The organism is Candidatus Enterococcus murrayae, assembly GCF_017315985.1.
GTDB classification, from domain to species: Bacteria; Bacillota; Bacilli; order Lactobacillales; family Enterococcaceae; genus Enterococcus_A; species Enterococcus_A murrayae.
Window position 1 is genome coordinate 46,253 of the sequence record NZ_JAFLVR010000001.1, and the last position, 26,570, is coordinate 72,822.

25 protein-coding genes and 1 other RNA gene are annotated in these 26,570 nt (G+C 41.3%); 7 read left to right on the top strand and 19 right to left on the bottom strand.

Annotated features, from left to right (window positions below; translation table 11 throughout):
• Positions 1 to 10 precede the first annotated feature (10 nt).
• Both argC and JZO85_RS00230 read right to left on the bottom strand, forming a co-directional pair.
• Positions 11 to 1,042, bottom strand: coding sequence for an N-acetyl-gamma-glutamyl-phosphate reductase (argC, locus tag JZO85_RS00225; protein WP_207106489.1), 1,032 nt, complete (start codon positions 1,040 to 1,042; stop codon positions 11 to 13).
• A gap of 202 nt (positions 1,043 to 1,244) precedes the next feature.
• Positions 1,245 to 2,918, bottom strand: a complete 1,674-nt coding sequence (locus JZO85_RS00230) for a formate--tetrahydrofolate ligase (protein WP_207106490.1) — start codon at positions 2,916 to 2,918, stop codon at positions 1,245 to 1,247.
• 174 nt (positions 2,919 to 3,092) lie between these two features.
• On the opposite strand from JZO85_RS00230, the gene JZO85_RS00235 reads away from it, so the two are divergent.
• The gene (locus tag JZO85_RS00235) at positions 3,093 to 3,302 is read left to right on the top strand and encodes a cold shock domain-containing protein (protein ID WP_207106491.1); all 210 of its coding nucleotides are present in this window, start codon (positions 3,093 to 3,095) and stop codon (positions 3,300 to 3,302) included.
• 104 nt (positions 3,303 to 3,406) lie between these two features.
• Here JZO85_RS00235 and JZO85_RS00240 read toward each other — a convergent pair whose 3' ends face one another.
• Positions 3,407 to 3,838 (bottom strand): EbsA family protein, encoded by a 432-nt coding sequence (locus tag JZO85_RS00240; protein WP_207106492.1) that lies wholly within the window; start codon positions 3,836 to 3,838, stop codon positions 3,407 to 3,409.
• Positions 3,839 to 3,871: 33 nt separating this feature from the next.
• Here JZO85_RS00240 and JZO85_RS00245 point away from each other — a divergent pair, with 33 nt between their 5' ends.
• The gene (locus JZO85_RS00245; protein ID WP_207106493.1) at positions 3,872 to 4,261 is read left to right on the top strand and encodes a ribonuclease HI family protein; all 390 of its coding nucleotides are present in this window, start codon (positions 3,872 to 3,874) and stop codon (positions 4,259 to 4,261) included.
• Here JZO85_RS00245 and cls read toward each other — a convergent pair.
• From cls to JZO85_RS00260, 3 genes are all read right to left on the bottom strand, one after another.
• Positions 4,256 to 5,716, bottom strand: coding sequence for a cardiolipin synthase (gene cls / locus JZO85_RS00250; protein ID WP_242550133.1), 1,461 nt, complete (start codon positions 5,714 to 5,716; stop codon positions 4,256 to 4,258). The two genes, JZO85_RS00245 and cls, sit on opposite strands and share 6 nt — an antisense overlap.
• A gap of 146 nt (positions 5,717 to 5,862) precedes the next feature.
• A complete protein-coding gene (alaS, locus tag JZO85_RS00255; protein WP_207106495.1) occupies positions 5,863 to 8,496 on the bottom strand; it encodes an alanine--tRNA ligase in 2,634 nt (877 codons plus the stop codon).
• A gap of 267 nt (positions 8,497 to 8,763) precedes the next feature.
• Positions 8,764 to 9,816 carry a DUF7278 family profilin-like fold-containing protein gene (locus JZO85_RS00260; RefSeq protein ID WP_207106496.1) on the bottom strand — a complete coding sequence of 351 codons (1,053 nt, stop codon included), beginning with the start codon at positions 9,814 to 9,816 and terminating at the stop codon, positions 8,764 to 8,766.
• Positions 9,817 to 9,886: 70 nt separating this feature from the next.
• Between JZO85_RS00260 and JZO85_RS00265 the strand changes: the two genes are divergently transcribed.
• Positions 9,887 to 10,324 (top strand): GNAT family N-acetyltransferase, encoded by a 438-nt coding sequence (locus tag JZO85_RS00265; RefSeq protein ID WP_207106497.1) that lies wholly within the window; start codon positions 9,887 to 9,889, stop codon positions 10,322 to 10,324.
• Between the two features lie 20 nt (positions 10,325 to 10,344).
• Here JZO85_RS00265 and JZO85_RS00270 read toward each other — a convergent pair whose 3' ends face one another.
• Entirely contained in the window at positions 10,345 to 11,694 is a 1,350-nt protein-coding gene (locus tag JZO85_RS00270) for a DEAD/DEAH box helicase (RefSeq protein ID WP_207106498.1), read from the bottom strand.
• 1 nt (position 11,695) lies between these two features.
• On the bottom strand, positions 11,696 to 12,844 hold the full coding sequence (locus JZO85_RS00275) for a VanZ family protein (RefSeq protein WP_207106499.1): 1,149 nt from the start codon (positions 12,842 to 12,844) through the stop codon (positions 11,696 to 11,698).
• A 111-nt stretch (positions 12,845 to 12,955) separates the two neighbouring features.
• Between JZO85_RS00275 and JZO85_RS00280 the strand changes: the two genes are divergently transcribed.
• The gene (locus tag JZO85_RS00280; protein ID WP_207106500.1) at positions 12,956 to 13,270 is read left to right on the top strand and encodes a hypothetical protein; all 315 of its coding nucleotides are present in this window, start codon (positions 12,956 to 12,958) and stop codon (positions 13,268 to 13,270) included.
• Positions 13,271 to 13,282: 12 nt separating this feature from the next.
• On the opposite strand, the gene JZO85_RS00285 is transcribed toward JZO85_RS00280, so the two are convergent.
• The 6 genes from JZO85_RS00285 to JZO85_RS00310 all read right to left on the bottom strand — a co-directional run bounded on the left by JZO85_RS00285 (position 13,283) and on the right by JZO85_RS00310 (position 17,146).
• Positions 13,283 to 13,630 carry a hypothetical protein gene (locus tag JZO85_RS00285; protein ID WP_207106501.1) on the bottom strand — a complete coding sequence of 116 codons (348 nt, stop codon included), beginning with the start codon at positions 13,628 to 13,630 and terminating at the stop codon, positions 13,283 to 13,285.
• 112 nt (positions 13,631 to 13,742) lie between these two features.
• Positions 13,743 to 14,390, bottom strand: a complete 648-nt coding sequence (locus JZO85_RS00290) for an HD domain-containing protein (protein WP_207106502.1) — start codon at positions 14,388 to 14,390, stop codon at positions 13,743 to 13,745.
• Positions 14,380 to 15,543, bottom strand: a complete 1,164-nt coding sequence (locus tag JZO85_RS00295) for a THUMP domain-containing class I SAM-dependent RNA methyltransferase (RefSeq protein ID WP_207106503.1) — start codon at positions 15,541 to 15,543, stop codon at positions 14,380 to 14,382. The genes JZO85_RS00290 and JZO85_RS00295 overlap by 11 nt, the downstream gene beginning before the upstream one ends.
• Before the next feature lie 188 nt (positions 15,544 to 15,731).
• Positions 15,732 to 16,104: RNase P RNA component class B (rnpB, locus tag JZO85_RS00300), an RNA gene on the bottom strand.
• A gap of 14 nt (positions 16,105 to 16,118) precedes the next feature.
• On the bottom strand, positions 16,119 to 16,520 hold the full coding sequence (gene gpsB, locus JZO85_RS00305; protein ID WP_207106504.1) for a cell division regulator GpsB: 402 nt from the start codon (positions 16,518 to 16,520) through the stop codon (positions 16,119 to 16,121).
• Positions 16,521 to 16,588: 68 nt separating this feature from the next.
• The gene (locus JZO85_RS00310) at positions 16,589 to 17,146 is read right to left on the bottom strand and encodes an SLOG family protein (protein ID WP_207106505.1); all 558 of its coding nucleotides are present in this window, start codon (positions 17,144 to 17,146) and stop codon (positions 16,589 to 16,591) included.
• A gap of 80 nt (positions 17,147 to 17,226) precedes the next feature.
• On the opposite strand from JZO85_RS00310, the gene recU reads away from it, so the two are divergent.
• Complete coding sequence (gene recU / locus JZO85_RS00315; RefSeq protein WP_207106506.1) at positions 17,227 to 17,832, top strand: Holliday junction resolvase RecU; 606 nt, start codon at positions 17,227 to 17,229, stop codon at positions 17,830 to 17,832.
• Positions 17,833 to 17,836: 4 nt separating this feature from the next.
• On the top strand, positions 17,837 to 20,137 hold the full coding sequence (locus JZO85_RS00320; RefSeq protein WP_207106507.1) for a PBP1A family penicillin-binding protein: 2,301 nt from the start codon (positions 17,837 to 17,839) through the stop codon (positions 20,135 to 20,137).
• Positions 20,138 to 20,154: 17 nt separating this feature from the next.
• On the opposite strand, the gene nth is transcribed toward JZO85_RS00320, so the two are convergent.
• From nth to JZO85_RS00345, 5 genes are all read right to left on the bottom strand, one after another.
• Positions 20,155 to 20,808: an endonuclease III gene (nth, locus tag JZO85_RS00325; RefSeq protein WP_207106508.1), complete on the bottom strand. Its 654-nt coding sequence runs from the start codon at positions 20,806 to 20,808 to the stop codon at positions 20,155 to 20,157.
• Complete coding sequence (locus tag JZO85_RS00330) at positions 20,801 to 21,511, bottom strand: DnaD domain protein (protein ID WP_207106509.1); 711 nt, start codon at positions 21,509 to 21,511, stop codon at positions 20,801 to 20,803. The genes nth and JZO85_RS00330 overlap by 8 nt, the downstream gene beginning before the upstream one ends.
• Before the next feature lie 108 nt (positions 21,512 to 21,619).
• A complete protein-coding gene (locus JZO85_RS00335) occupies positions 21,620 to 22,963 on the bottom strand; it encodes an FAD-dependent oxidoreductase (RefSeq protein ID WP_207106510.1) in 1,344 nt (447 codons plus the stop codon).
• Positions 22,964 to 23,239: 276 nt separating this feature from the next.
• Positions 23,240 to 25,234, bottom strand: coding sequence for a transketolase (gene tkt, locus JZO85_RS00340; RefSeq protein ID WP_207106511.1), 1,995 nt, complete (start codon positions 25,232 to 25,234; stop codon positions 23,240 to 23,242).
• Between the two features lie 92 nt (positions 25,235 to 25,326).
• Positions 25,327 to 25,569 (bottom strand): DUF896 family protein, encoded by a 243-nt coding sequence (locus JZO85_RS00345; RefSeq protein ID WP_207106512.1) that lies wholly within the window; start codon positions 25,567 to 25,569, stop codon positions 25,327 to 25,329.
• Between the two features lie 132 nt (positions 25,570 to 25,701).
• Here JZO85_RS00345 and lexA point away from each other — a divergent pair, with 132 nt between their 5' ends.
• Positions 25,702 to 26,325: a transcriptional repressor LexA gene (lexA, locus tag JZO85_RS00350; RefSeq protein WP_207106513.1), complete on the top strand. Its 624-nt coding sequence runs from the start codon at positions 25,702 to 25,704 to the stop codon at positions 26,323 to 26,325.
• Positions 26,326 to 26,570 lie beyond the last annotated feature (245 nt).

Here is a 26,570-nt window from a genome sequence, read left to right on the forward strand (position 1 = left end):
CCGACATTTTTTATGGGTAAATAGGTACAAGGTTCAAGCCAGTCGTTTCCGGCCATCCCGCTAAATGATTCAAATTATGGACCGCCTGTCCGGCTGCCCCCTTCACCAAATTATCTAACACGGTTACCACTGTGATGATATTGGTCACTTCATTGTAAGCCACGCCGATATCACAGTAGTTTGAACCGACGATTTGCCGCAGGTTAGGATACACATGCTGATCCTGCACTCGGACAAAGGGTTTTTCTCGATAAAATTGATTATAGGTATCCCAAATCTGTTTTTGGGTCAGCTTTTCTTTGCTTCTGGCATAAGTTGTGATAAAAATCCCTCGTGTGACCGGAATCAATGAAGTAGAAAATTGAATCGCCGGAATCGTCTTATCCCATTTTTGCAATTGCTGCATAATTTCAGGAATATGCTGGTGACTATTCATCTTGTAAAGTGTCATATTTTCGTTGCAATTTACGAAATGACTAGATTCAGACAAGTTTTTACCTGCTCCCGATAAGCCTGATTTCGCGTCGACAATGATTGAATCTGTCTCAATCAACCCTTCCTCAACCAAAGGTGCCAGCGATAATAGGGTGCCCGTTGCGTAACAGCCGGGATTCGCGATCAGCTTTGAGTCAGGCTTTGAATAAAAATCAGCTAGTCCATAATGAGCATGTTGGAGAAAGTCAAAAGGAGCACTTGAATTTTTATACCATTTTTCGTATTGACCATCCGCTTTTAATCGAAAATCACCTGATAAGTCGATAATTGGAAAATCTGCCTTCACAAAAGCCGTTGCGATCTCCTTAGATATTCCTGAAGGGGTCGCAAAAAAGACTAGCTCTGCTCGCTTCATGATTTCATCTGGGTTGATCGGCTCTAAAGGAAGGTCTAATAATTGCTTTAGATGCGGCAGGTATTCAGCGATCTCCTTGCCGTTTTGAGAATGACTGTGGATCGAGACGATCTCTGTTTTTGGATGCTGCAGTAAGAGCCGAACTAGCTCAATCCCGCTGTATCCCGTCACTCCGATAATCGAAACTTTCATATTACCCCCTCCTTGGATTTGAATAATAATACGATTAGAACGGTACTATTTCTGATGATTATACGTGGAGTGTTTATACAAGTCAATGGTTTTTTATAAATATTTCTGTATATTTTCGATAAAATATGCAGAAATCGGCTTAGAATATTCAAAAAAAAGAGGAAGCACTCGATTGAAGGAGTGATTCCTCTTTTTGCACATTTTAGAATAAACCGATCGCGTTGCCCTTTTCGTCGACATCCATGTTTAAAGCTGCCGGCTTTTTAGGCAAGCCCGGCATAGTCATTACGTCTCCTGTCAGTGCCACGACAAACCCAGCTCCGATTTTTGGTACAAATTCTCGAATCGTTACATCAAAATCAATCGGTGCCCCTAGTTTACTTGGATCATCTGATAAGGAGTACTGGGTTTTCGCCATACAAACAGGCAGGCGGTCCCAACCGTATTTCTTAAAGCTAGCTAGCTGCTGCTGTGCCTTTTTACTATATATGACTTCATTGCCGCCATAAATTTCACGGACAATCGTTTCAACCTTCTCCGTTAGATCGTCATGGTCGCGATTGAAGATCGAATGGAAACTCGCTTCTTCGTCTGCGATCGTCTCAACCAGCGTTTTTGCCAAGTCGATTCCACCGTCTGGACCTTTTTCCCAAACGCTGGCCAATTCAACCTTTACATCTTCTTGCTGGCAAAGCTCTTTCAACAAGGTAATTTCTTTTTCCGTATCGCTGATAAATTCATTGATAGCGACAACGACTGGCAAGCCATACTTACGCATATTTCGAATATGTTTTGCCAAATTACTGAAGCCTTCCTTTAAAGCATCAAGATTTTCAGCGCTCAAATCAGTCTTCGCAACACCGCCATGCATCTTCAACGCGCGGATCGTTGCAACGATCACGACTGCATCTGGTGCTTTTCCTAGACTTGGTACTTTGATATCTAGGAACTTTTCACCGCCAAGATCAGCTCCGAAGCCCGCCTCAGTCACTACGTAATCGCCGCAATGCAAAGCAGCTCGCGTAGCTAAAATACTGTTGCAGCCGTGAGCGATGTTCGCAAACGGTCCACCATGAACAAAGGCCGGTGTTTGATAAATCGTTTGAACCAGATTCGGCTTAATCGCATCCTTAAGAACAAGCGCTAATGCTCCCTCTACTCTCAAATCACCAACCGTTACCGGCTCGCGATCAAAGGTATAGGCTACAACGATATTCGACAGACGGCGTTTTAAGTCCTCGATGTCTGTCGCCAGACACAAGATTGCCATAATTTCACTAGCGACTGTAATATCAAAGCCGTCTTCACGTGGGACGCCATTGATTGGCCCGCCCAATCCAACGGTAATGTGACGAAGCTCGCGGTCGTTCAAATCCACCACTCGTTTCCAGATAACTCGACGAGCATCGATCTTAAGCTCGTTTCCTTGATGAAGATGATTATCCAGCAGAGCCGATAGCGCATTATTCGCTGTTGTGATCGCATGCATATCTCCAGTAAAATGCAGATTGATGTCCTCCATCGGTAACACTTGTGCGAATCCGCCGCCAGTTGCGCCGCCTTTAATGCCCATCACTGGTCCTAATGAAGGCTCGCGCAAAGCGATCACTGTCTTCTTGCCGATTTTATTTAAGGCGTCACCTAAACCGATCGTTACGGTTGATTTTCCTTCGCCTGCCGGAGTTGGATTGATAGACGTTACCAGAATCAATTTTCCTTCTGGATTCTTTTTCATTTTTTCTAAAGCATCAAATTCGATCTTTGCTTTATATTTCCCATGTAATTCCAGATCGTCAAAAGTTAAGTTGATTTTTTCTGCAACTTCTGTAATTGGTGCTAAAGTCGCCGCTTGAGATATTTCGATATCAGTTTTCATAAAAACTCCCTTTCCCGAACGTTATTCAGAAAAACACACTTTTTTATTCGTTCCTACCTATTATAACGAATTATCTTGAGAAAAACACCACTTAGATTCGGTAATCTTATTGATTCGCAATTTTTGTTTCCTTCACGTATAATAAAACCAGCAATTGCAAAGGGGTGTTGCGTGATGAATAGTGGCATTGTTAAATGGTTTGATGAGAAAAAAGGGTATGGCTTTATTACCTATGAAGAAAATCAAGAGGTTTTTGTACATTTCACCGCTATTGAGAATGATGGATTCAAAACTTTAGATCCTGGTGACGAGGTTGAGTTTGTAATTGTTGAAGGTGCCCGCGGCATGCAGGCAGCTCATGTGAAAAAGCTGGCTTCCAGCTAGAAAAACGTAAAAATAGTTTAGCTTATCGTTAGGCATACGATCCAGCTAAAGCTTTCTTCCTTGGTGAATCCGCTGAGGTGTTGGACTCGTAAAAAACGAAAAGATCAGTCACGGCTGATCTTTTCGTTTTCTTTGATTTCAATTTCAGGATAAAAGGCAGCAAAATCTTTTACAAAGGCTTCTTTTCTTTTTCGCCGCATAGCAAAATGAAAGGTTGCTCCGCTGAGCCCTTTTCGCTGGATAATAACCCCATCTTTGCAAAGGACCAAATAATCAATGTGCTCGCGAAGAAGCGTCTCACGTCTCGAAAGTCGAGCGTAACGCACCTTTATTCCTGCGTCCTCCAAAATAAGATACCGATGAAGGCCAACGACAGCAAACACGATCGATATTCCGATAATGAGATTCCCTTGAAAATACGGATGCGTTTTTTCCAAGGTCAAAATTAAGCCATAAAAAAGGACAATAAAAGTCAGTGACCAGTAAATAATACTGATCGATAACTCTGGCTGCCAAAAATAGCGTTTTTTCTTCATTCGTATACTCCTACTCTAAAAAGGATGGTCATTATGTTAAAAGTTTATACTGATGCCGCAACAAACCTGGAAAAAAGCGGCGGCGGCATCTTAATTATTTCTGAAGAGCAGCAGCAGCAGCTTTCAATTCCAATAGCAGAAAACAACAATCATCAAGCAGAGCTGGCTGTGATTCTCTATGCTCTGCGCTATTTGATCGATCATAAGCTAAATGATCACACTGTTTTGCTTTATTCCGATAGTAAAACCGCAATAAAAATTTTAGACCAAGGCCAAACAAAAAACAAGCTCTTCCAGCCATATTTATCAGAGTTTAATGAATTAGCTTCGCAGTTCCCGCTTTTAGTGCTGCAATGGATTCCAGAAGCTAAAAATAAAGGAGCGGACAATCTTGCCCGCCAATGTTTGCGAAAAAATTTATAAGACTGGTGATAACAAGCGGGAAAAACGCTGTTTGAAGTTCAACCAGTGTGATTGATTCGCGATCATTTCATCAGTTAATTCAATACATTCCTTCATGTCATCTTCAAAAATCTTACGGAATACTTGTGCGATCTCCGGGTCATAGATGAAGCTGCTGACTTCGAAGTTTAGTTCGTAGCTGCGAATATCCTGATTGGTCGAACCAAAGGTAGCCAGCTCATCATCCACCACGATCGTTTTAGAATGAATAAAGCCGTCGGCATAGTGATAAATTTTTACTCCGCGTTGATGCAAATAATTAGCGTAATATTGCGTTGCCCGATAAATGAATGGATGATCAGGCATATTCGGGATCATGATTCGAACATCGATTCCGGAGCGTACTGCAATCAGAATAGCTGAGATCATCGTTTCATCTGGCACAAGATAAGGGCTTTGGATCCAAACGCTCTTTTCCGCAGCTAAGATCAAACGGACAAAGCCGTCCTTGATAATCTGTTCACTGGAGTCTGGTCCATCTGCCACGATTTGCATCGCGACACCTTTTTCAATTTCTTTCTGCGGCAAAACAAAGTATTCTGGCAAATAGCTCATGCGATCTGCTTTATTGGCTACTGAAGCATTCCAGTCGCGAATAAAGATCTCCTGCAGAGTAAAGCTCGCAGACCCTTCGATCCGACCGTGAGTATCACGCCATCGGCCGAAACGCTTCGATTCGCCAAGGTATTGATCCCCAACATTGAAGCCGCCAGTCCAGCTGATCTGACCATCGATTACTACGATCTTACGGTGCAAGTGATAATTCAAGCGGGTTTTCGCCAAAATATTTTTCGATGTAATAAAAGGAGTAACCTTTCCGCCATTTTTGATCAGCGTTTCAAAAAACCTTTTGTTTGTTTTAGGCGAGCCCCATGGATCATAGATCATTTTAACTTCTACATTCTGGGCAGCCTTTTCTTCTAAAATCCGCATAAAACGATTCCCGATGCGATCATTAAAAAACGCATAGTATTCCACATGAATCGTGCTTTGCGCATTCCTGAGATCCTCAAACAAACGCTCAAATTTATCCGTTCCATCTAAGAAAAACGTCAAATCATTGCGAACTGCTACTGGTGATTCATCTAAGTTCTGGAAGTACTTCACCAAGGATTTTGCAGCTGGGTACAGTTGATCCGGCTCATTATGCTCAACATGGCGGTTGTCCTCTTGGATGATTTCATTGATCTCTTTCACTCGCTGCTCATCCTCTTGTTCAAACCGATACATAGTTTCGCCATCAATCCCTCGACCGCAGAAAGCATAGATCAAAAATCCGATCACAGGTAAAAAAATCAGGGTCAATAACCAGGCCCAGATCGTTGTAATATTCCGCGGCTTACGAAAAACAGTAATAATCGCACCTGCGGCATTGACAATAAAAATCAGAAAAATAATTTGTTCAACAATTCCCAAATGGTCCCCTCTTTTCAAAAAAATAAATTCTCTCATTTGAATTATACCGAATTCGCCCTCGTAATAAAAGAAACACGCTGATGAATAGTTGTTTTCTCATAAAAAGACAGCACCTTATAGATGCTGTCTGCCAAACTTATCTTACATTATGCTAACCAGTTAACAGCTTCTGCTAATGCATCGGTTAACCCGGCTGGATTCTTTCCGCCAGCTTGCGCCATGTCGGGACGACCGCCGCCGCCGCCGCCAACTTTCGGTGCAATCGCTTTGATCAGATCGCCCGCCTTCAAGCCTTTTTCATTTGCTGCTGGGCTCATTGCTGCAAGCAGATTTACTTTCTCTCCCTGTACCGTTCCAAGGACTAAAACGTCAGACAAAGCCTTTTGCTTCCATTGATCCGCTAACTGACGCAGCTGATTCATGTCTTTTACATTAACCTGTGCAGTAATCACTGTCGTACCGTTGACCTCTTTCACCTCTTTGAAGACATCGCCCGCCTGTTGATTGGCCAATTTTGTTGCCAATTGCTCATTTTCCTTTTGCAGTTCCCGCAATTGCTGCTGCAGCTGCTCTGTTTTGCTAACCACTTCTTTGATTTGCGGAGATTTCACAATTTGGGCCACTTGCATCAATTGCTCTTCTTCCTCGCGGAATGCTTCATAGGCCTCTTTCCCTGTTAAAGCTTCGATGCGACGAACCCCGGCACCGATACCTGATTCAGAAACGATCTTGAATAAGCCGATATCTTCAGTGTTGATCACATGTGTTCCGCCGCATAGTTCGATCGACCAGTCGCCAATGTTTACGACACGAACATCATGGCCGTATTTTTCGCCGAATAACGCCATCGCACCCATATTTTTCGCGGTATCGATATCTGTTTCGATTGTTACGACTGGAATTGCCTCCCAGATTTTTTGATTGACGATTTTTTCCATGTCCTTCAGCTCATTCGCGGTTACTTGCCCAAAGTGTGTGAAGTCAAATCGTAAATGCGTATCTGTGACCAATGACCCTGCTTGATTTGCATGATCCCCCAGGACTTCCTTCAATGCTTTGTGCAAGACGTGTGTTGCAGTATGGTTCTTGATTACCTTATTGCGGAATGCCGCATTTACTTGTAGGAAATAGCTTTCTCCTTCTTTTAACGAAGCGAGAACCTCCACAGTGTGAAGAGCCTGTCCATTCGGTGCCTTTTGCACATCGGTTACATTGGCAATAATCCTGCCTCCGTGATCAACAAGAACTCCTTTGTCTGCGATCTGTCCACCCATTTCAGCGTAAAAAGGCGTTTCAGCAAAAATCAATCGAGCCTCGCCGTCATTCACAGCAGAAACCATCGCATTGTCCTGTAAGATGACAAGTAATTCACTTTCGACTTCTAACTGATCATAGCCGACGAATTGGCTTTCGACCTTGATATCACCTAGTAAAGCTGTTTGTACACCCATAGATTTTTCTGTCGTACGTGCTGCACGTGCCCGTTCCTTTTGAGCCTGCATCTCTACTTCAAAGCCCTCGTGATCCACCTTCAAGCCTTCATCCTCAGCAACTTCTTCAGTCAGTTCCACTGGGAATCCAAATGTATCATAAAGCTTGAAAATCACTTTACCATCTAAAGTAGTTTCATTTTTGGCTTTTAATTCTGCTAATACACCATTCAGCATCGTCAAGCCGTCATTGATCGTCTCATGGAAACGTTCTTCTTCTGTGCGGACAACTTTTTCGATAAATGCTTCTTGCTGCTTCACTTCGGGATAATAGCTCACCATGATTTCACCGACAACGGGGACAAGCTTGTATAGGAAAGCTTCGTCGATTCCTAATTTCTTGCCGTGCATAACGGCACGACGTAACAAACGACGCAATACATATCCGCGACCTTCATTGGAAGGAAGTGCACCATCACCGATTGCGAACGCTAACGAACGAATATGGTCAGCGATTACCTTGAACGAAATATCCAGCTGCTTATCAGAACCATATGTTTTTCCGCTCAATTCTTCAACCTTACCGATGATCGGCAAGAACAGGTCTGTCTCAAAGTTGGTAGGAGCATCCTGTATGATTGAAACCATCCGTTCCAGTCCCATACCCGTATCAATGTTTTGATGAGGCAGTGGTTCATACGTATCTTGCGGCGTATGATTGAACTCGGAGAACACTAAGTTCCAGATTTCTAGATAGCGTTCATTTTCGCCACCAGGATAGTTTTCAGGATCATCTTCCGCCAAATCGTTAAACGATTCTCCCCGGTCATAAAAGATTTCTGAATCAGGACCGCTCGGACCAGCACCAAGGTCCCAGAAGTTATCTTCAATTTCAACTACATGATCAGCCGGAATGCCGACTTCTTCTAACCAGATGCGTTTTGCTTCCTTGTCTTCTGGATACACAGTTACATATAATTTATCTGGATCAAAGCCGATCCAATCCGGTGATGTCAAGAATTCCCATGCCCACTCGATCGCCTCCACTTTGAAATAGTCGCCGATCGAGAAATTCCCCAGCATTTCGAACATCGTATGATGGCGAGCTGTCTTCCCAACATTTTCAATATCATTCGTACGGATTGATTTTTGCGCATTAGCGATCCGTGGATTTTCAGGTACAACACTCCCATCAAAATATTTTTTCATCGTTGCTACACCTGAGTTGATCCATAGCAATGTTGGATCGTTAACCGGCACCAAAGATGCACTTGGTTCAATCATGTGGTTCTTCGTTTTAAAGAAATCTAAAAACATTTGGCGCACTTCAGCGCTTGATAATTTTTTCATCTGTTCTCCTCTTTTCTCAAAAAAATAAAAAACTACCACTGCAGTCAAGGACGAAAACTCGCGGTACCACCTTGATTGCAATGATAGTTTGATCATTACCTCTTCAGCTCGCTAACGCTGAGCAGCGTTGATTTTTCAATCAAAATTATCGGGAGCAATTTATTCTTCGCAACGTGCAGCTTTCAACAATCGTGCACTTTCTGTAGAAGCGTAAGGAATAAACCATATCCTTTTAAGAGTATAGAAAAAAGTCTGTCAAAAGTCAAACTAGATCTTGATTAAAATCGCCTTGCGGTATAGATACTCGCTAGGTGATAAGACCTCTTCATGGAGCATCGCAGTAGTATTGCTGAAATAACTTGATAACGGTAGAAAATCAACGATTGGAATTCCTACGTGATTTTTCTTATTCGTCAATTTGAGAACACCTGGATCTTCGGTAATTTCGAAGCGTTCCATCGATGTATCAAAAAATAAGCCAAACATATTCGCCTGCTCCATCATTTTACGTACCTTTTTTCCGCGATAGGGATCGGCAACGTTTAGATCATTCCCCCATCGGAATAATCGACGACTGCCTGCGCCATTCACGTATTCCCACTGATCTTCAGTCAATAGATCAAAATTTTTCTTCCGAATTTTTTTCCGCAGGCTGGTATAGGTATGCTTTTCGTGACTAAAAACATGATAACTGTCCGAATGAGGAACCATCTCGATATACCAGCGATCCTCCTTCAGGACATTTTTTGGAAATGACCAAGTCATGCTTTCTTCCGGTGTTAGATTAGGCGATAACACCTCTTTGATTTCTTCTTCATAAGTTGAAAATTGATCGGCTTCGCCTGAAAAGCTGCCTGTCACAGAGTCATAAATTCCTAAATAATTCGTTCCAGCTGGTAACGCATAACGTTGGACGAACATCGGCGGGATTTTGACTTTCCGCAAGCTGGTCGTTTTATCATTGATCAATTCCCCCAGTGAATCCACGTCAAAAAAGTTATATTGTCCGCGCAAATCCTGAGGAATCGTAATTTCTTGAGAGTTTGGTGCTGTTTCTAATAAAGATAGGCCCTTTGTACCTAAATTCCAGCCTAAAATCGCATCTTTGTTTCCAGGAATAAAAACAAATTCCTCTTCATCGATTAGCAACTGAAAGGTCTGACACTTAATGCCGTATAAATCAAAATCCTTCAATTCAATATCTGAGATTTTCATCAATGGATTTACAAAATGAAGCAACAACTGGCTTAATAATGTACGCTTCTCCTTAGGATTCAGTCGCTTCCAATAGGACCAGTCTAATTGATCTAATAAATTCATAAATCTTTCTGCCTCCTCCAACACTCATATGCTAGAATTATACCATTATCATAAAGAAATGAGGAAAAAGATGAAGGAATATTTTGGCGCTTCGCCAGAACTGCAGGCTGCCGCCTTTTATTTGCGCTATCAAGTTTTTGTTTTAGAACAAAATATTTCACCGGGATTGGAGTTTGATCAGCTGGATACACCAGAGCGGCAATATCTCGTTTTCTTTGATGAAGAGCTGCCTGTTGCGACAGTCCGTTATCAAAAGCTGGATCAGCAGACGTTAAATCCTGATCGCTTGTGTGTGGATTCTGACTATCGCGATCAAGGTCTAGGAACTAAGCTGCTGGATCAAATCGAGAGACGAGCAATCCGCGAAGGCTGCCGCTTTTCAATTCTTTCAGCCGAGCTTAGTGCGCAATCATTCTACGAAAGACGAGGGTATCAAGTGATTTCAGCTGTTTTCGAAGAAGACGGTATCCCCTGTGTCAAAATGCAAAAAGAACTTGTATCCGATTAATTGGATACAAGTTCTTTTCTTTAAGAATTTGAGCGTTTTTTATTTTTTCGAACGGTCCGTTCATCTTGACGTCGTGCTTGACGACGTTTCTGCTTATTCGACTCTGAAATTGCTCGATCGATTTTTTTCTTATAGCCTGGTTTGATTTTCTTCTTAGATTTCTTTACTAAACCAATTAATGTCGGGTCTAGCTCATCCTTTGATTTTTCACGTTTTTTTCGGCGATTACGGTCATACGTATCAACGATCTCACCGTTTTTGATTTCCTTCGGTTGGAATGTCACACCGATTTTTTCGATCAAGCTGATATCATTTTCATCACTCGGTCCATACAGTGTAATGGCTGTTCCTGATAACCCATTACGCCCTGTTCTGCCGACACGATGAATAAAGAAGTCTAAGTCTTGCGGAACTTCGGCATTGATGACGTGAGAGACACCTTCGATATCGATACCGCGGGCAGCTAGATCTGTTGCGACTACATATTGATATTCTAGGTTTTGAACCTGACGCATGACGCGCTTTCGTTCACGCGGGGAAATATCACCATGGATCTTCGCAACTTTTAGACCTTGAGATTTCAAATAATCGCTGATTTGATCAACATGCTGCTTCGTATTGGCAAAAACGATCGCTAAATATGGATGTCCGATCGTTAGCAATTGATAGATCAATCGATTTTTATCCTGGCCCTTTGTCGAGATCAGCCAATTTTCAATCGTATCAGAAATCACCGCTTTTGATCGGATTTCTTCGATCACCGGATTTTCCATATATTTTAATAAGAAAGGACGTAGTTTTTCTGGGATTGTTGCAGAAAAGACCAGCATCTGCAAATGCTTGGGTAAACGACCGGCGATTTGATCGACTTCGGTCAGGAAGCCCATATCTAAGGTCATGTCCGCTTCATCAACAACGAAATAGTTTGCCGTATGAACTTTCAGTGCTTGTTCATTCATCATGTCTAGGATTCGACCGGGTGTTCCGATAGCGACATGGGGCTGGTGTGCTCCCAGTTTATCAATTTGACGCTGCTTATCCGTTCCGCCGACAAAATTCGTTACACGAATTTCAGCAGGCGCAAACTGTGCGATTTGAATCGCTGCTTGATAAATCTGAGTTGCCAACTCACGACTAGGTGCTGTAATGACGATCTGTACCTCATCCTTTGCGGCATCAATATTGTTCATTAAAGGGAGTAAGAATGTGTGGGTTTTCCCCGATCCGGTTTGTGATTGTCCGACCACATTTTTCCCTTTTTTGATCAAGGGGATTAATTTTTCTTGAACCGCAGTCGGCTCAGTAAAACCTTTATCCTTGATAGCATCAAGAATAAATGGCTGGAGATTGAATGATTCAAAAGTTCGCATGTTATACCTCTTTCTTTAACGTACTAATCGTATACGTTCGACTCGCTTTATCATGGAATAGGCGGTTTTTTCTTCTTATGAGAGCATACAATAAGTTGAATAGAAATAAAAGTAAAATTCCTAAACTCATAAAACCGAATGTGACATAAGCAATAAAAATCGAGTGATTATTGGTTGGCAAATGGGACATCGTAAAAGTAAAAATCTGCAGCAATCCGTTAAGCAGTAAATAAAATGCACTGTAGCGTTTAACGAGACTCCACAATCGAATACGTGCTCTGTTTTTCTCTACAACCTTGATACGAACGATTTTTTTCCCAAAGGTCTGACCGTTCCACACATACATAAGGAGCATAAAATAAAGCACGACCTCCAAGGTGAAACTGATGGTGGGAACACTTAAAAATTCTCGAATACTTGCAGGAAATACCTGGCTGAAAAAACTTAGCAGAGTACTGAAAAAACCGATAGCCAACCAATCGATGATCATGGCCACGAAACGCCTCAACAATGAAACCTGTTGCCCCTTAATTAATGATTCTGAATCAAGCTCGCTTCTCGTTGGCAGGAAGAAGGTAAATAAAGGCGCGCAGGCAAAGCCTACAATACTGCCTAGTGTGTTATGCAGTAAATCATTCACATCAAACAATCGGTAGGGCCGCGGATAAATGAAATACAGACCGCTTAATTGTGTCAGCTCAAAGAATAAAGATAAGCAAAAGCCTGCCACAATCGTTTTAGCTAGTGAAAATTTGAAATAATAGCGGCAATATAGTCCAAATGGAAATAGTAGAAAAATATTGAAAACAGGCTCAAGAAAGACACTCTGCTTCATTGCAGCTAAATATGTACTGGGATTATTCAGCTGCAAGACAGTTTGATTCGCGAAGTTCTGCCATGATTGGAACAAATGAAGCTCGTATCGCGGACCAGTCATTTGAGACACCGCGGTTATACTGGGCAAAGGCAAGATTACCAAGTAGTACGCGCAGAGCAAGTAGAAAACAAAGGAATATAAAATGACACTTCTCAGCTTTCCTAATTGTCCATATTTACGGTAGTAATAGATTAAAAACGGTGCGGTAATAAGCAGCGCTAAAAACGGAAAAGTGATCATCGCCGCTTTGATTGGAAAAATATAGCTGTTCATAAAACTCCCTCATTGATAGAATCTGCTACTGACCATTCGAATCAGCAAGGCTTTTTTTAGTATTGTGGTAAAATAAAAACAAATCCATTTTTTTAAGGAGGTAGATCTCAGATGCTTAATCCGCTTTTTGCATTTGGCGTTCCCGCGGCTTTATTAGTCGCCTATATGATTTTCTATTTTGCGAAACGAATGAAAAATAGTGATTATCGACGTTTTGCTTTGACCTTGATTGCTGTTTTCCTAACAACTTTCAGTTATCAAGTCTATAACTATAGTCGAACAGTCATCTCGCTTACTTCAGCAGAAAGTTTTCAAAAAAACTTTGGCTACAGTCAAGGGCGCTTGATCGTTCCATTTGCTTTAGGAGCAATCCTTACAGTCATCAACGTCTACTATTTATTCCGGCAATTTAGAAAAAAAGAATAACAGGTCAACCTGTTATTCTTCCAAATCAAAGAATTTGATTTCTACATGATTCAATAATTTCAACGTGTTCAAGTCTAAATTGACCCACTCTTTTGAAGCAGGCTGATAATTATTCTCCTCAAACGATATTTCGATCTCATTCAATAGTTGTTCAGGCGTTCCAAAAAAGCTTTGATCTTTTTCAAGCAAAACACTGATCAATGCGGGATTTTCCACTAAGAAATAGTCCTCTTGATATTTATATAAAATTACCTGATAGGTTTTATGTTTAAGTTTACAGCGAATAGCAAACAATCCTTCAGACAATCTTGGCATTTTGTCTAAAACTTCTTCGGGACTCAAGAATTCACGATGCAGCATTCAGAGTTCCTCCTAACCATAAGATATTATAGGAGAAAATCAGGTCCACTGGAAATAATATGTCTTGTCCCAAGGATTTTTTTATTTTTAACCGATCATTTTCCCTTCACTTTTATGATAAATTCCATTCAGAATAAAAAGTTTCTAAAAAGTCTTCCATAAATTCCACTCTGCGTTGGGCTTCCTTTTTTCCAGCTTCCGTATTCATCGCTGCCGGCAATTTAAAAAGCTTCTCATAAAAATGATTGATCACGGTACTTTTTTGACGATATTCCTGTTTGCTTTTAAAGTCCTGTGGTAAAATATTCGGATCGTATAAAGGGCTTTGCGTATGTCCACCGTAATAAGCGGTCCGCAAAATCCCAATGGCACCCAAGGCATCAATCCGATCCGCATCCTGGACGATTTGCCCAGCTGGAGTCAACTCAGCCTTCCCTTCTTCAATTTCCCTTGAAAAAGATATATTTTCAATAATATGAAAAACTTCCGTTGTGTTTTCCTTAGAAAAATCAAGTTCTTTTAAAAACTTTTTAAGGCTTTCTCTTTCAGCTTCAACATCTGCAACGACCTTATCATCAATCACATCATGAAGATAACTAGCTGCTTCTATGATTAATGTATCTGCGACGTGCTCTTGCCAGGCTAGTTTCACTGCGATTTTCGCCACTCGTTCCACATGGTAAAAATCATGTCCGCTGCGATCGCTGCTCAGCTTATCTTGCGCATAATTACGGATAGCTGCTATTTTACTATTCTGCATCTGTACGCGGCTTTCTCGGTGGACGTTCGCCCCAATATTGGAATAGATCTGTACGGATGGCTCCGTTGTATAACTTTCTCTTCTTAGTTGCCTTAGCTCCATAAAACTCTTCAAAAGCCAAATCGCTCGTCAGGATATATTTGCTCCATGTTTTTAATGGACGGAAAACATCTCCCATCACACGGTACAGTACCCGAACCTGTTCTTCTTCTCCTAACCGTTCTCCATAAGGCGGGTTCGCTACGATCACCCCATAATCCTTTTGAGTATTAAAATCCTTAACTGCCTGCTGCTTGAATTGAATTGAATCTCCTAAGCCGATTTCTTCTGCATTGGCACGAGCAATTTCGATCATACGACCATTGATATCAGAACCGGCGATATCCAACTCGATATCATAATCCGCTGCTTCATCGGCCGCGGTACGTACTTTATCAAAAACAGCAGCGTCAAACCAATCCCATGCTTCACAAGCAAACTCGCGGTTAAAGCCCGGCGCGATGTTATGACCGATCAATGCAGCTTCGATACACAAAGTTCCTGAACCGCAAACCGGATCATAGAATGGCCGATCTTTGCGCCAGTTTGTCAACATGACTAATGCAGCAGCCATATTTTCCTTCAAAGGTGCTCCGCCCTTTTCTAAGCGATAACCTCGTTTGAATAGGCTTGGTCCGGTTGTATCTAGAGTCAAGACCACATGATCTTTCAGCAAAGCAACCTCAAGTTGAAATAATGCGCCGGTTTCAGGAAGCGGTACTCGCGCTGGACGATGATAGACTCCACGCAGACGTTCAACTATCGCCTTTTTAGTAATGGATTGACAGTCAGGAACGCTATAAAGCTTTGATTTGATCGAACGTCCGGCCACAGGAAACTCAGCATCCAGCGGTAAAAAATCTTCCCAAGGGATTGCCTTGACCTTTTCAAATAGTTCATCAAAGGTAAACGCATCGAACTCATCAACAATGATTTTTACTCGATCTGCCGTACGCAGCCATAGATTTGCTGTAGCAATCGTTTCTAAATCCCCTTTGAACCGCGCCCGGCCATTCTCGACCTGACAATCGATTCCTAATTCTCTTAGTTCTTTCCCTACTAATGCCTCAATACCAGCGGCTGCCGTTGCAATTAAATTATATTGTTTTTCCATAAGAGCTCCTTTTTATTTCTTTTCCATAATAGTTGTTTCTCTGTTAAACAGTAATTAAGAATCGACGAGCAAGTTCGTTCACCCTGTCAAACAACAGAATCAGTGATCTATACTTGTTCGTAGAAAGCAGAACTGAAAAAAACCTTCACAACACAAAGTTGGAAGGCACACCCTGAATTGCTGCAATTTTCTGTAAGCCATGTTTTGTACGGCGATCAACTCAGGGAAGTGTGATCGTCGTGGTAATCATCTATCTCCGGCATAAATGCCGTCTCTTCCATCGTTCATTTCCTTAGAAAGAGCGCCCCTACCATCGTTTGGGTTGCTCGCTCGAGGGGTTTACCGCGTTCCACCATTTTGATTTCTCAAAATGCTTCGTCACTGTGGCACTTTCAAGAATACTCAGGCATAGATTACTCCTTAGCCCTTTTTTCTGCCGTTACTCCAAAAGAAGTACCTTAGCTTATGGTTTCGCTAAGCACGAACACTACAGACATCTCAGTCTGTGCGAGCATGGACTTTCCTCAGCCTGCGCAAAGCAGACCGCGATCACCCAAAAATTGCATCATTCAAATTTAAAATTGACGAGTTTTTTCGATATCACTCTCATCTTGAGTATAGCTTTGACCGAAGTCTGAAGAAGTTTGAGCAGATGCTTGTTGATCTAGTTTCTTGCCGAAAACTTCTCTTTCAAGATTTGATAAACGTTTCAAGATATCAAAGTTCGTAACAGCTGAACTCTTAGGCGCCGCTTCTTTCACACGTGAAGGTGCTGGCTGAGCTTTTGACAGTTGTTCGACTTTGGCTTTCAATCGATCGTTTTCTTCTCTCAATGTTAATAATTCTTTGTTATAAGCTTCATAATCTTTAATTACATTGTCCAAAAATTCATCGACTTCGATTGGATCGTAGCCACGCATTTTTGTTTTAAATTCTTGCTCCAAAATATCATTAGGAGTATAGATTACATTCGCCATTTTTCCACCTCATTAGCTCTAATCTTAATTTACTTTCCTATATATTCTAGCTGATATATCAAAGGAAATCAAACACTATCCCCAAAGTCTGAGGAATTTTCTAAATCATCCATAGTGATCGTAAGTAATTCATAAGAATTTCTTTCTTGATATTTTTCCACATCTGCTAAGAAAAATTTGCTTTTACCAGGATACTCAGTATCATAAACGATCAATGCTGCATCTGTATGCTGCAGCAAAAAATTTACATGATTTTTAAACTGTCCAGGATTCTGATAAGGCTGATGGCTGACAGAATCCACATAATCTGCGGTTTGGACCAGCTCACTCAAATATAATTGATTGTGTTCTTTCCAGTTACTTCCGAAACCTTCAAAGGGAAAAATAATGGCTAACTTTATCTCTGGATAGTCCTGTTTCAATTCATTGACTATTTGACCAGTCCAAATTTCCGTTCCAAGACTTCCGCTGATCATGACCCACTCCAATCCATTTTCGATCAGTGCAGTCAATTCTCTTTTTAAAACATTCTTAATGACTTTCACACGAGGATCTTTCTCGTTGAATATTCCCAGCTCATAGCTTTGATATCCGGTTACGTATAATCGCTGTATTGTTTCATTCATTGCATTTTCCTTACTTTCACTTAAAAATAAAATATCTTTCGAAAAAATTTGCTATAATAGCTAGCAGGAGTGTGATGAAAATGACCTTTCACTACCCTAATGGTCAGCTATTTTCACAAAAGAATCCACGAGAACGCTCATTAAAAAAAGAGACGACGTTTGCTAATCGCGGGATGCGCTTTGAAGAAGCAATCAATCAAAGCAACGAATACTACTTAACTCATGATAGGGCAGTTATCCATAAAAAGCCAACGCCGCTTCAGATCGTTAAAGTTGATTACCCCAAACGCAGCGCAGCAGTGATTAAGGAAGCGTATTTTAGACAACCTTCTACTACTGATTATAATGGGGTTTATCGTGGATACTATCTAGATTTTGAAGCAAAGGAAACAAAAAACAAAACTTCTTTCCCATTGAAAAATTTCCACCAGCATCAAATCACTCATATGCAGCAATGCTTGAGACAAGATGCGATTTGTTTTGTTTTACTGTGGTTTTCAAGCTTAAATCGTTGCTTTTTTCTTTCTGCCCAAGAACTGGTAAACTATTGGAATGAACAGGAAAATGGTAAAAAATCAATACCACTTGCATTAATCGAAACTGTTGGTATCGAGATCACACCGCAAATTGCGCCGAGAATCCCTTACTTGGCAGCGGTGGAACAATATCTTGAAAAAAGGAGTTAATCAAATGGCTAATCCCTCACGTTCGCAGAAAAAAATGCGAGCTTCCCAAGGAAAGAAACCTAAACCTGCACAAAAAAAGAAAGGAAATCGCCATATCGGGTTGAAAATAGCGATTGCAATTGTAGGCTTTCTTTGTGCAGTATTACTTACTGGTATAGGAATCTTTTTCTTCTATGTTAAAGATGCACCAGCCTTAAGCGAAAAGAAACTGGATGCGACTGTATCCTCTAAGCTCTATGACAGTGACGGAAATATCTTTGAAGATCTAGGAGCTGAGAAACGCGAAAAGGTCAGCGCTACTAAGATCCCTCAAGAATTAGATGACGCGATCGTCTCTGTGGAAGATCGTCGATTCTTTAAACACAATGGTGTAGATCCGGTTCGAATCATGGGTTCGCTGATCCACAATATTTCAAATAAGGGCGGTCTCCAAGGCGGAAGTACCTTAACGCAGCAGCTGGTTAAGCTATCTTTCTTCTCGACAAAGGCTTCTGATCAAACCTTGCGAAGAAAAGCGCAGGAAGCTTGGTTGGCAATTCAGCTTGAGAAGAAGCATTCCAAACAAGAGATCTTAACCTACTATATTAACAAGGTATATATGGCAAATGGACTTTACGGCATGGAAACTGCCGCTGAAACTTACTATGGCAAAGAATTGCAGCACCTGACTATCGCACAAACCGCGTTATTAGCTGGCATGCCGCAAGCGCCTAATTCCTACGACCCCTATAAGCATCCAGAAGCTGCAAAGGATCGCCGGGATACCGTGCTCTATACAATGTTGAACAATAAAAAAATTACTCAAGACGAGTATGATAAAGCGACAAATGAACCGATTGATCAAGGGCTGTTACCACTAGAAACGGATAACGAAGAAAGAAAAGTTGCTGATAATTACGTAAAAGAAGTAATTGCTCAGGTGGAAGAAAAAACGGGTAAAAATGTCTATACAGATGGATTGGACATCTACACGAATCTGGATACTGATGCCCAAAATCGACTTTATTCGATTGTAAATGGCGATGAATACGTTCAATACCCTGACGAAGAATTACAGATTGCCGCAACATTAGTTGACAGCAAAACAGGGAAAGTCACGGCACAAATCGGCGGTCGGAATATTGCTGATGATGTTTACTTAGGAATGAACCGTGCAGTAAACACCAATCGAGACTTTGGTTCCACGGTTAAACCAATCACTGATTACGGTCCCGCCTTTGAGTATTTGCAAAAATCAACCGCCGATCGAATCGATGATAAACCGTACTATTATGAAGGAACGAAAACAGAAGTTAAAAACTGGGACAACAGCTATCAGGGAAATATTTCCCTTCGCCAGGCGTTGTACGATTCACGGAACGTGCCTGCGGTGAAATTATTTAATGAAGTAGGACCTGAAAATGTATCGAAGTTCTTGAAGAAATTGAATATTCAATACAAAGATATTCTGCAAGCCAACGCTATTTCCAGTAATACAGAAACCCAAGACGGAACGAAATATGGTATTTCTACCGAGAAAATGGCTATTGCTTATGCGGCCTTTGCCAATGGCGGAACCTATAACGAGCCGCTTTACATTAACAAGATTAAATATCAAGATGGCTCTGAACAAACCTTTGAAAATAAAGGCAAGAAAGCCATGGAGCCCTATACCGCCTATATGATAACCGATATCTTAAAAGATGTGATTACAAAAGGGACGGGCTTCAAAGCGCAAATACCTAACCTGTTCCAAGCTGGTAAAACGGGGACCTCTAATTATACAACCGATGAATTGGCCAAAATCCCTCATTATGGGACAATTTCACCGGATGTGATGTTCACTGGCTTTACGCCTCATTTCTCATTGTCCATTTGGGCAGGCTATGATGACCGAATGAAGCCAATTACTAGTCAATCTGAATATATTGCTCAAGATGTTTATCGCGAAATGATGAGCTATGCTTCAGAAAATGTTTCAAACGAAGACTGGGTTATGCCAGATGATGTACTGAGAATCGGAAATGAGCTCTATGTTAAAGGGGCAACATCAGTTCCGATGCAACCAAGTTACTCTGTTCAAAGCTCGTATTACAACAACTACTTCAGTACAACTGGTTCAAGCAGTGGCCTAGGCTCAGAGACAAGTGTATCGGAATCATCGACTGTTGCTCCACCGGTCAGCAGTGAGGCTCCTTCATCGACTCCGACGCCATCGTCATCTGTTGAACCGCAGCCTTCTCAACCATCGTCAAGCGCCAGTCAACCAGACCCTGCGCCGACACCTGCACAGCAAAATATTCAATCTGCTGTAAATAATAATTAGAAAAAGCCGCTCGAAAATTATTTTCGAGCGGCTTTTAAACGATCTTTGCCATCTTGGCACATGTCTAACAATGGGCATATTTCACATTTAGGAGAACGCGCCGTACAGTGATAGCGACCAAAGAAAATTAAGGTGTGATGACTTTTGACCCACAACTCCTTGGGGATTTTACGCATCAAAGTGGCTTCGACCTCAGTTACAGAAGCATTCAATTTACAGATTCGCAAACGTTTAGTAACTCGCTCAACATGAGTATCGACGGCAATTGCCGGCTCTCCGAAGGCATCGCCTAGCACGACATTGGCGGTCTTGCGTCCAACGCCTGGCAGTTTGATTAGCTCCTCGCGGGAGTCTGGAACGATCCCGCCGTAATCGTCTAACAGCATTTGTGCACAAGCCTTGATATTTTTTGCTTTATTGCGATAGAGTCCAATCGTTTTGATCTTGGAGATGATATCATCTATAGGTGCCTGAGCCAATGCTTCTGGAGTCGGATAAGCTGAAAAAAGTGCAGGAGTAGCTTTATTCACTGAAACATCTGTAGCTTGGGCACTCAAAATCACTGCAATCAATAGCTGAAAAGGCGATTCTGAATGCAGCTCTCCCACCGCGTCTGGAAACATTTGGTACATTCGCGACATAGCTTCCATCGTTTTTTCTTTACTAAGCATCTGGATCTTTCCTCTCTAACCAATTATATAAAGAGACCTTCGGAAGTTCTTCAGAGTGATTTTGTTCATCTTTTTGCAATAGAATCTGCTTCCTACGGCGTTGTTCCTCTTCTACCTGAGCCTTTGAACGGATGTTTTTCTTTTCCCAGCTTTGCAAGACAGTCTCGATATATTTAAAATTGTACGCTTGATTCAGCACAGCTTCTTGTAGTGCCAGTTCAATCAAAGCCGGTGAATATTGGTCATCGTTCAACCAGTAGCCAATTTTCTGATACTCAATTGGTGATAAGGGACGCCCAAACTCCTGCTCAAAAGATCGCAGCATCTTCTTTTGTGCCGCTAAATCATTCTTTTCTTCTGCTTCAAAGCGTTCTTGTTCCTTCAATATGTTCAATTTTTCGAAAGCGGGAAGTAAATTATAGTGGTCACTTTGTCTTCCGTTTTCGTCCGGAGTTGTTTCAAGAGTGACAAACTCTTTTTCAACTAAGGCATTCAGCACACTGTATATGTTTTCTGTTGTGCTCCCCATATTTTTAGCGATAGCTGCCAAATCAGGGAAGTCCTCTCCCCCTTGATGCGCTGCATAAAGCTGCAACCACAGCATAAATTCATTTGTATTCAAGCCAAGCTTTGTATAGTTTTGTAATAACAGATTTGAGATTGTAGTCTCTCCGCCAGTTAGATATTCTTTTAGTGAAATCATTTTGAATCCTCCGTTCCCATTTTAGTTTACACTAAAAAAACAGGAAGTCCAATCCTGGAAAATGTTTTAAACAACACAAAAAAAGGAGGGGAGCCCCTCCTTCTTTCTTTATTCAGCTTCTGCCAAGGCAGCTTGAGCTAAAATATTCAGATAGTTCCATGGACGGTCAAAGTGTGGCTGGAAGAAGAAGTCCTGTAAGGCCAAATCCTCTAACGTCATCCCATTTTGGATTGCTACTGATAATGTATTCGCAGATTGAGTAATATCGTATTTTGAAAGGAACTGTGCACCTAGAATCTTATTCGTTCCCTTTTCCGAAACGATCTCCATCAAAACATTTTCTGTTGTCGGCATAAATTCTGGCCGGTAATTGTCTTCAATCACTGTTACATTTACGTCGATACCATTTAGTGCCGCGCTTTCTTTAGTAAGCCCTGTAGAGCCGATTGTCCAACCAAATAAGTATAGCCCTGAGGTTCCTTGTGTTCCACGGTATTTCATTTTTTGTTCAACTAAGTTTTGACCAACCAGCATCCCTTGGCGTACGGCATTTGTTGCTAATGGGATGTATTGATCCTGACCTGTTGGGTTGTAATGAACGACTGTGGAATCACCAGCAGAGAAGATATCTGGATTGCTTGATTGCATATATTCGTTCACTTTGATCGCTCCGCTTGGAAGCATATCTACTTTCCCCTTCAACAAATCTGTATTAGGACGGAAACCAACACATAGGATCACCATGTCCGCATCAAACTCTTGGCTGGCTGTTACCACTTTCGTTACAGTACCAGAATCATCCGCCACAAATTCATTTACATTTTCGCCTAAGGCTAACGTTACGCCCCGATCAACTAATTCTTTCTCTAAAAGATTCGTGAAAGGCTCATCTAGGTATTTATTCAAAATTCTTGATAGGCCATCGATCAAAGTCACTTGCTTGCCAGATTCAGCAAACGCTTCAACTAATTCGATCCCAATATATCCGCCACCAACAACAACGACTTTTTTTGCATCTTTGGCTTGTTCAATGATGACATTTGCTTGGTTATAGTTTTTACATAATAAAACATTTTTTGATTCGATTCCCTTAATTGGCGGAATGATTGGCCAAGAACCGGTAGTTACCACTAATTTATCATAATCGACAATTTTTTCTTCATTGGTTTTAAGGTCTTTTGCTGTTACTTTCTTCGCTTCTGTATCAATGTTTGTTACATCGTGTTCCATGTTCACTTTTGCACCTAGAGAAGTAAGTTCCTCAGGATTAGAATAGAATAAACCTGCTGGATCCTTAACAACGCCCCCTACATATAAAGCGATTCCACAAGATAAGAAAGAAATGTTGTCATTTCGCTCAAAGACTGTCACCTCAGCATCTGGGTGGTTTGCTAAAATATTTTTAACGGCTGCGGTACCGGCATGCGTACATCCTACTACTACTACTTTCATTGTCGTCCCTCTTTCGTTTAATCGTTTTTTTGTTTGCAATCTTTTGCACAAGGATAGTATAACAGAATTTAAATTCTGTCTAAATAAATTTGCTCACGAATAAACATTTTTATTTTTTACAAAGAAAATATGTAAGCGCAGTTAAAAAGAAGTGCCACAGTTAAATATTATGTAAACTGATAATAGCAAGTCGTAACTATTAATCTCTGTTTCAAATACCTAATATAGGACAAAAAAAGTTGAGAAGAGAGATCTTCTCAACTTTACCTATTACAATTATAATTCGTTAAATGTATTTACAACATTGCCTACTGTGAAACCAAATTGTTCTAAAACGTAGTCTCCAGGGGCTGAAGCGCCAAAATGATCAATGCCAATCATTTTACCTTCTGATCCGATATAACGTTCCCAACCAAATGGAGATGCAGCTTCGATTGCTACACGTTTTGTTACGGATTTTGGTAAAACAGATTCTTTGTATGCTTCATCCTGTGCTTCAAATAAATCAAAGCTTGGAAGAGAAACAACAGAAACATCTTTTCCTTGTGCTTTTAATTCTTTTTGTGCTTGAACCGCTAGATTCACTTCAGAACCCGTTGCGATTAAGATGCCATCTGGTGTATCTGATTCCGCTTTAGAGATCACGTACCCGCCTTTAGCTACGCCTTCTTTGGCCATGTCTTTGCTGTTTGGCAGCACTGGCAAGTTTTGGCGACTTAATACTAAAATCGTCGGTTTGTTTTTCGTTTCCAACGCTTGAATCCATGCAGCAGATGTTTCATTGCCATCAGCTGGACGAATCACTTGTACATTCGGCATGCAGCGTACACTAGCTAATTGTTCAATTGGCTCATGAGTCGGTCCATCTTCTCCGACAGCCACTGAATCGTGGGTTAATACATAAACGACTGGCAATCCTTGGATCGCAGACATACGAACAGCTGGACGCAGGTAGTCAGTAAATACGAAGAATGTCCCGCCATAAACACGAGTTCCGCCATGCAGATGGATACCATTCATTGCACTTGCCATCGCGAATTCACGAACACCAAACCAGATGTTGCGGCCTTCATAAGAGCCAGGCTGGAATTCTGGTTCATCAGCGATTGTTGTATTGTTAGAACCAGACAAATCAGCTGAACCGCCCCATACATTAGGAACTGCCTTAGTGATTGCTTGGATCGCATCTTTACTTGATACACGGCTTGCTTGCGCAGTGCCTTCCTCATAAACAGGCAAAGTCTCTTCCCAGTTTTCTGGTAACTCACCAGCGAAGGCTAGCTTGAACTGTTTCGCCAATTCAGGATGCGCCTTTTCATAGTTAGCGAACATCGCATCCCAGTCAGTTTCTGCTTTGGCCCCTTTATCATTGATTTCTTCTTTAAAACGTTTTGCTACTTCTTCTGGTACTGTAAAGTTAGGATATTCCCAACCATATACAGCTTTAGCAGCATCAATACCGTCTTGACCGATTGGTGCACCGTGAACAGCTGAAGTCCCTTCTTTAGGAGCACCGAAACCAATAACTGTTTTGATCTCGATCAATGAAGGTTTGTCCGTTTCCGCTTTTGCTTCATCAATTGCTTTAGAAATTGCCTCTAAGTCGTTGCCATCTTTGACCAAAATATGCTGCCAGCCATAAGCTTCATAGCGAGCACCAACATCTTCAGTGAAGGCTTTTGAAGTAGGTCCATCTAATGAAATGTCGTTTGAATCGTACAATACGATCAATTTTCCAAGCTTCATATGACCTGCCATAGAGCTAGCTTCCCCGGAAACACCTTCCATTAAGTCGCCATCTCCACATAGTGCATACGTATAGTGATCCATGACATTAAAGCTGTCACGGTTATAAGTCGCCGCTAAATGGGCTTCAGCCATTGCCATCCCAACAGAAGTCGAAATACCTTGACCTAAAGGACCTGAAGTTGCTTCAACACCATCTGTATGTTGGAATTCAGGGTGTCCTGGTGTTTTACTTTCCCATTGACGGAAATTTTTCAAATCATCAATCGTTACTTGATAGCCTGCAAGATGTAATAAGCTGTACAACATTGCAGAACCATGACCTGCAGATAAAATGAAACGGTCGCGGTTTGGCCAGTTTAATGAAGTTGCTGGATTAACATTTAAATGTTTGGTCCATAAAGCATAAGCCATTGGCGCCGCACCCATTGGTAACCCCGGATGACCTGAGTTTGCTTTTTGAATTGCCTCAATACTTAACGTTCTGATTGTGTTTACACCTAGTTGATCGATTTTGTCGAACAAATTACTTCCTCCTTTTTGGTCATAAATACTTTAATTACAGATTCATTGTAACCGATTTATTTTGACTTTTCAATCACTTACCAACAAAAGATTTACTTTCTGTTGTGTAATCCTTTTTTCTTTTGAATCTCTTTTAATTTCTCTGGTGTAACATCGTTGCCTTCTGGATCAACGACCTTCATCCCTTCGATGTGATGGCGCATTCCACTGCGGAAGGAAGCGATATACTCTTCCCGTAAAACCTTCTGTTCATGCGCTTCCGCATCTGTTAAGCCGACTGTCTTTTTTTTCTTAGCTAATTCGTTGATACGTGCAATTGTTTCATCATTAATCATCTTGAGCACCTCTTTTCCCTTTCTAATTATACATAAAAAAAAATAAGTTGAAAGTACAAACAAATGCGAACGCTTGTTTGATTTGTTCAGATAACTATGCTACACTAAAAAAAACGAAAGAAGGTGCGGGCATTGGCAAAAAGAACGGAAACAAAACAATTAGAAGTTCTACGTTTCATTCATGAACGCGTTGAAGATAAAGGTTACCCACCCACTGTAAGAGAAATTGGAGAAGCTGTGAGTCTTTCATCCACTTCCACAGTCCACGGACACTTATCCAGATTAGAGAAAAAAGGTTGGATACTACGCGACCCCACAAAGCCAAGAGCAATTGAATTGACCATTACAGGTTTAGAAAAAATAGGAGCTACTCCGCAAGTGATCCCTATGCTAGGTGTTGTCACAGCCGGTGAACCGATCTTAGCTGTAGAGGAAGCATCGGACTTCTTCCCTGTTCCTCCAGATTTGTCGAGTGAAGAAGGCAGCCTATTCATGTTAACGATTCGCGGCGAAAGTATGATTAACGCTGGTATCTATGATGGTGATCATGTCATCGTTAGAAAGCAATCGACAGCAACAAATGGTGAGATCGTCATTGCTATGACTGACGAGAACGAAGCCACGTGTAAGAGATTTTATCGCGAATCGGATCATATTCGTTTACAACCTGAAAATGATGAGTTGGCACCACTTATTTTCGACAATGTTTCTATTCTTGGGAAGGTCGTTGGATTGTACCGCAACCATATTTATTAATCGGAATTTACTTCCGATTATTTTTTTCTTTACAAAACGAACAAACATTCGTATAATGAATATACAAACACATGTTCGCATGATAGTAGGATGTCTGTTCCGCTTTTCCCGATAAATAATTAAAACTAGATTTACAGTCTAAAAATTAGAACAAGTTTAGCGGAATGATCTACGTGGTGAGAATAAACCTCATTTTTGACTTTAGTAAAAATGAGTTCATTAATACGAATTAGGAGTGATTATTG

Bases quoted from the DNA above. Each gene is read 5' to 3' on its own strand.
- JZO85_RS00230 (WP_207106490.1), bottom strand. From the start codon at position 2,918: ATGAAAACTGATATCGAAATATCTCAAGCGGCGACTTTAGCACCAATT.
- JZO85_RS00235 (WP_207106491.1), top strand. From the start codon at position 3,093: ATGAATAGTGGCATTGTTAAATGGTTTGATGAGAAAAAAGGGTATGGC.
- gpsB (WP_207106504.1), bottom strand. From the start codon at position 16,520: ATGGCGAATGTAATCTATACTCCTAATGATATTTTGGAGCAAGAATTT.
- JZO85_RS00320 (WP_207106507.1), top strand. From the start codon at position 17,837: ATGGCTAATCCCTCACGTTCGCAGAAAAAAATGCGAGCTTCCCAAGGA.
- JZO85_RS00330 (WP_207106509.1), bottom strand. From the start codon at position 21,511: ATGATTTCACTAAAAGAATATCTAACTGGCGGAGAGACTACAATCTCA.
- JZO85_RS00260 (WP_207106496.1), bottom strand. From the start codon at position 9,816: ATGAATTTATTAGATCAATTAGACTGGTCCTATTGGAAGCGACTGAAT.
- JZO85_RS00240 (WP_207106492.1), bottom strand. From the start codon at position 3,838: ATGAAGAAAAAACGCTATTTTTGGCAGCCAGAGTTATCGATCAGTATT.
- JZO85_RS00310 (WP_207106505.1), bottom strand. From the start codon at position 17,146: ATGAATGAAACAATACAGCGATTATACGTAACCGGATATCAAAGCTAT.
- JZO85_RS00290 (WP_207106502.1), bottom strand. From the start codon at position 14,390: ATGCAGAATAGTAAAATAGCAGCTATCCGTAATTATGCGCAAGATAAG.
- argC (WP_207106489.1), bottom strand. From the start codon at position 1,042: ATGAAAGTTTCGATTATCGGAGTGACGGGATACAGCGGGATTGAGCTA.
- JZO85_RS00335 (WP_207106510.1), bottom strand. From the start codon at position 22,963: ATGAAAGTAGTAGTAGTAGGATGTACGCATGCCGGTACCGCAGCCGTT.
- JZO85_RS00295 (WP_207106503.1), bottom strand. From the start codon at position 15,543: ATGGAAAAACAATATAATTTAATTGCAACGGCAGCCGCTGGTATTGAG.
- JZO85_RS00265 (WP_207106497.1), top strand. From the start codon at position 9,887: ATGAAGGAATATTTTGGCGCTTCGCCAGAACTGCAGGCTGCCGCCTTT.
- alaS (WP_207106495.1), bottom strand. From the start codon at position 8,496: ATGAAAAAATTATCAAGCGCTGAAGTGCGCCAAATGTTTTTAGATTTC.
- JZO85_RS00280 (WP_207106500.1), top strand. From the start codon at position 12,956: ATGCTTAATCCGCTTTTTGCATTTGGCGTTCCCGCGGCTTTATTAGTC.
- JZO85_RS00345 (WP_207106512.1), bottom strand. From the start codon at position 25,569: ATGATTAATGATGAAACAATTGCACGTATCAACGAATTAGCTAAGAAA.
- JZO85_RS00245 (WP_207106493.1), top strand. From the start codon at position 3,872: ATGTTAAAAGTTTATACTGATGCCGCAACAAACCTGGAAAAAAGCGGC.
- JZO85_RS00285 (WP_207106501.1), bottom strand. From the start codon at position 13,630: ATGCTGCATCGTGAATTCTTGAGTCCCGAAGAAGTTTTAGACAAAATG.
- nth (WP_207106508.1), bottom strand. From the start codon at position 20,808: ATGCTTAGTAAAGAAAAAACGATGGAAGCTATGTCGCGAATGTACCAA.
- JZO85_RS00275 (WP_207106499.1), bottom strand. From the start codon at position 12,844: ATGAACAGCTATATTTTTCCAATCAAAGCGGCGATGATCACTTTTCCG.
- JZO85_RS00270 (WP_207106498.1), bottom strand. From the start codon at position 11,694: ATGCGAACTTTTGAATCATTCAATCTCCAGCCATTTATTCTTGATGCT.
- recU (WP_207106506.1), top strand. From the start codon at position 17,227: ATGACCTTTCACTACCCTAATGGTCAGCTATTTTCACAAAAGAATCCA.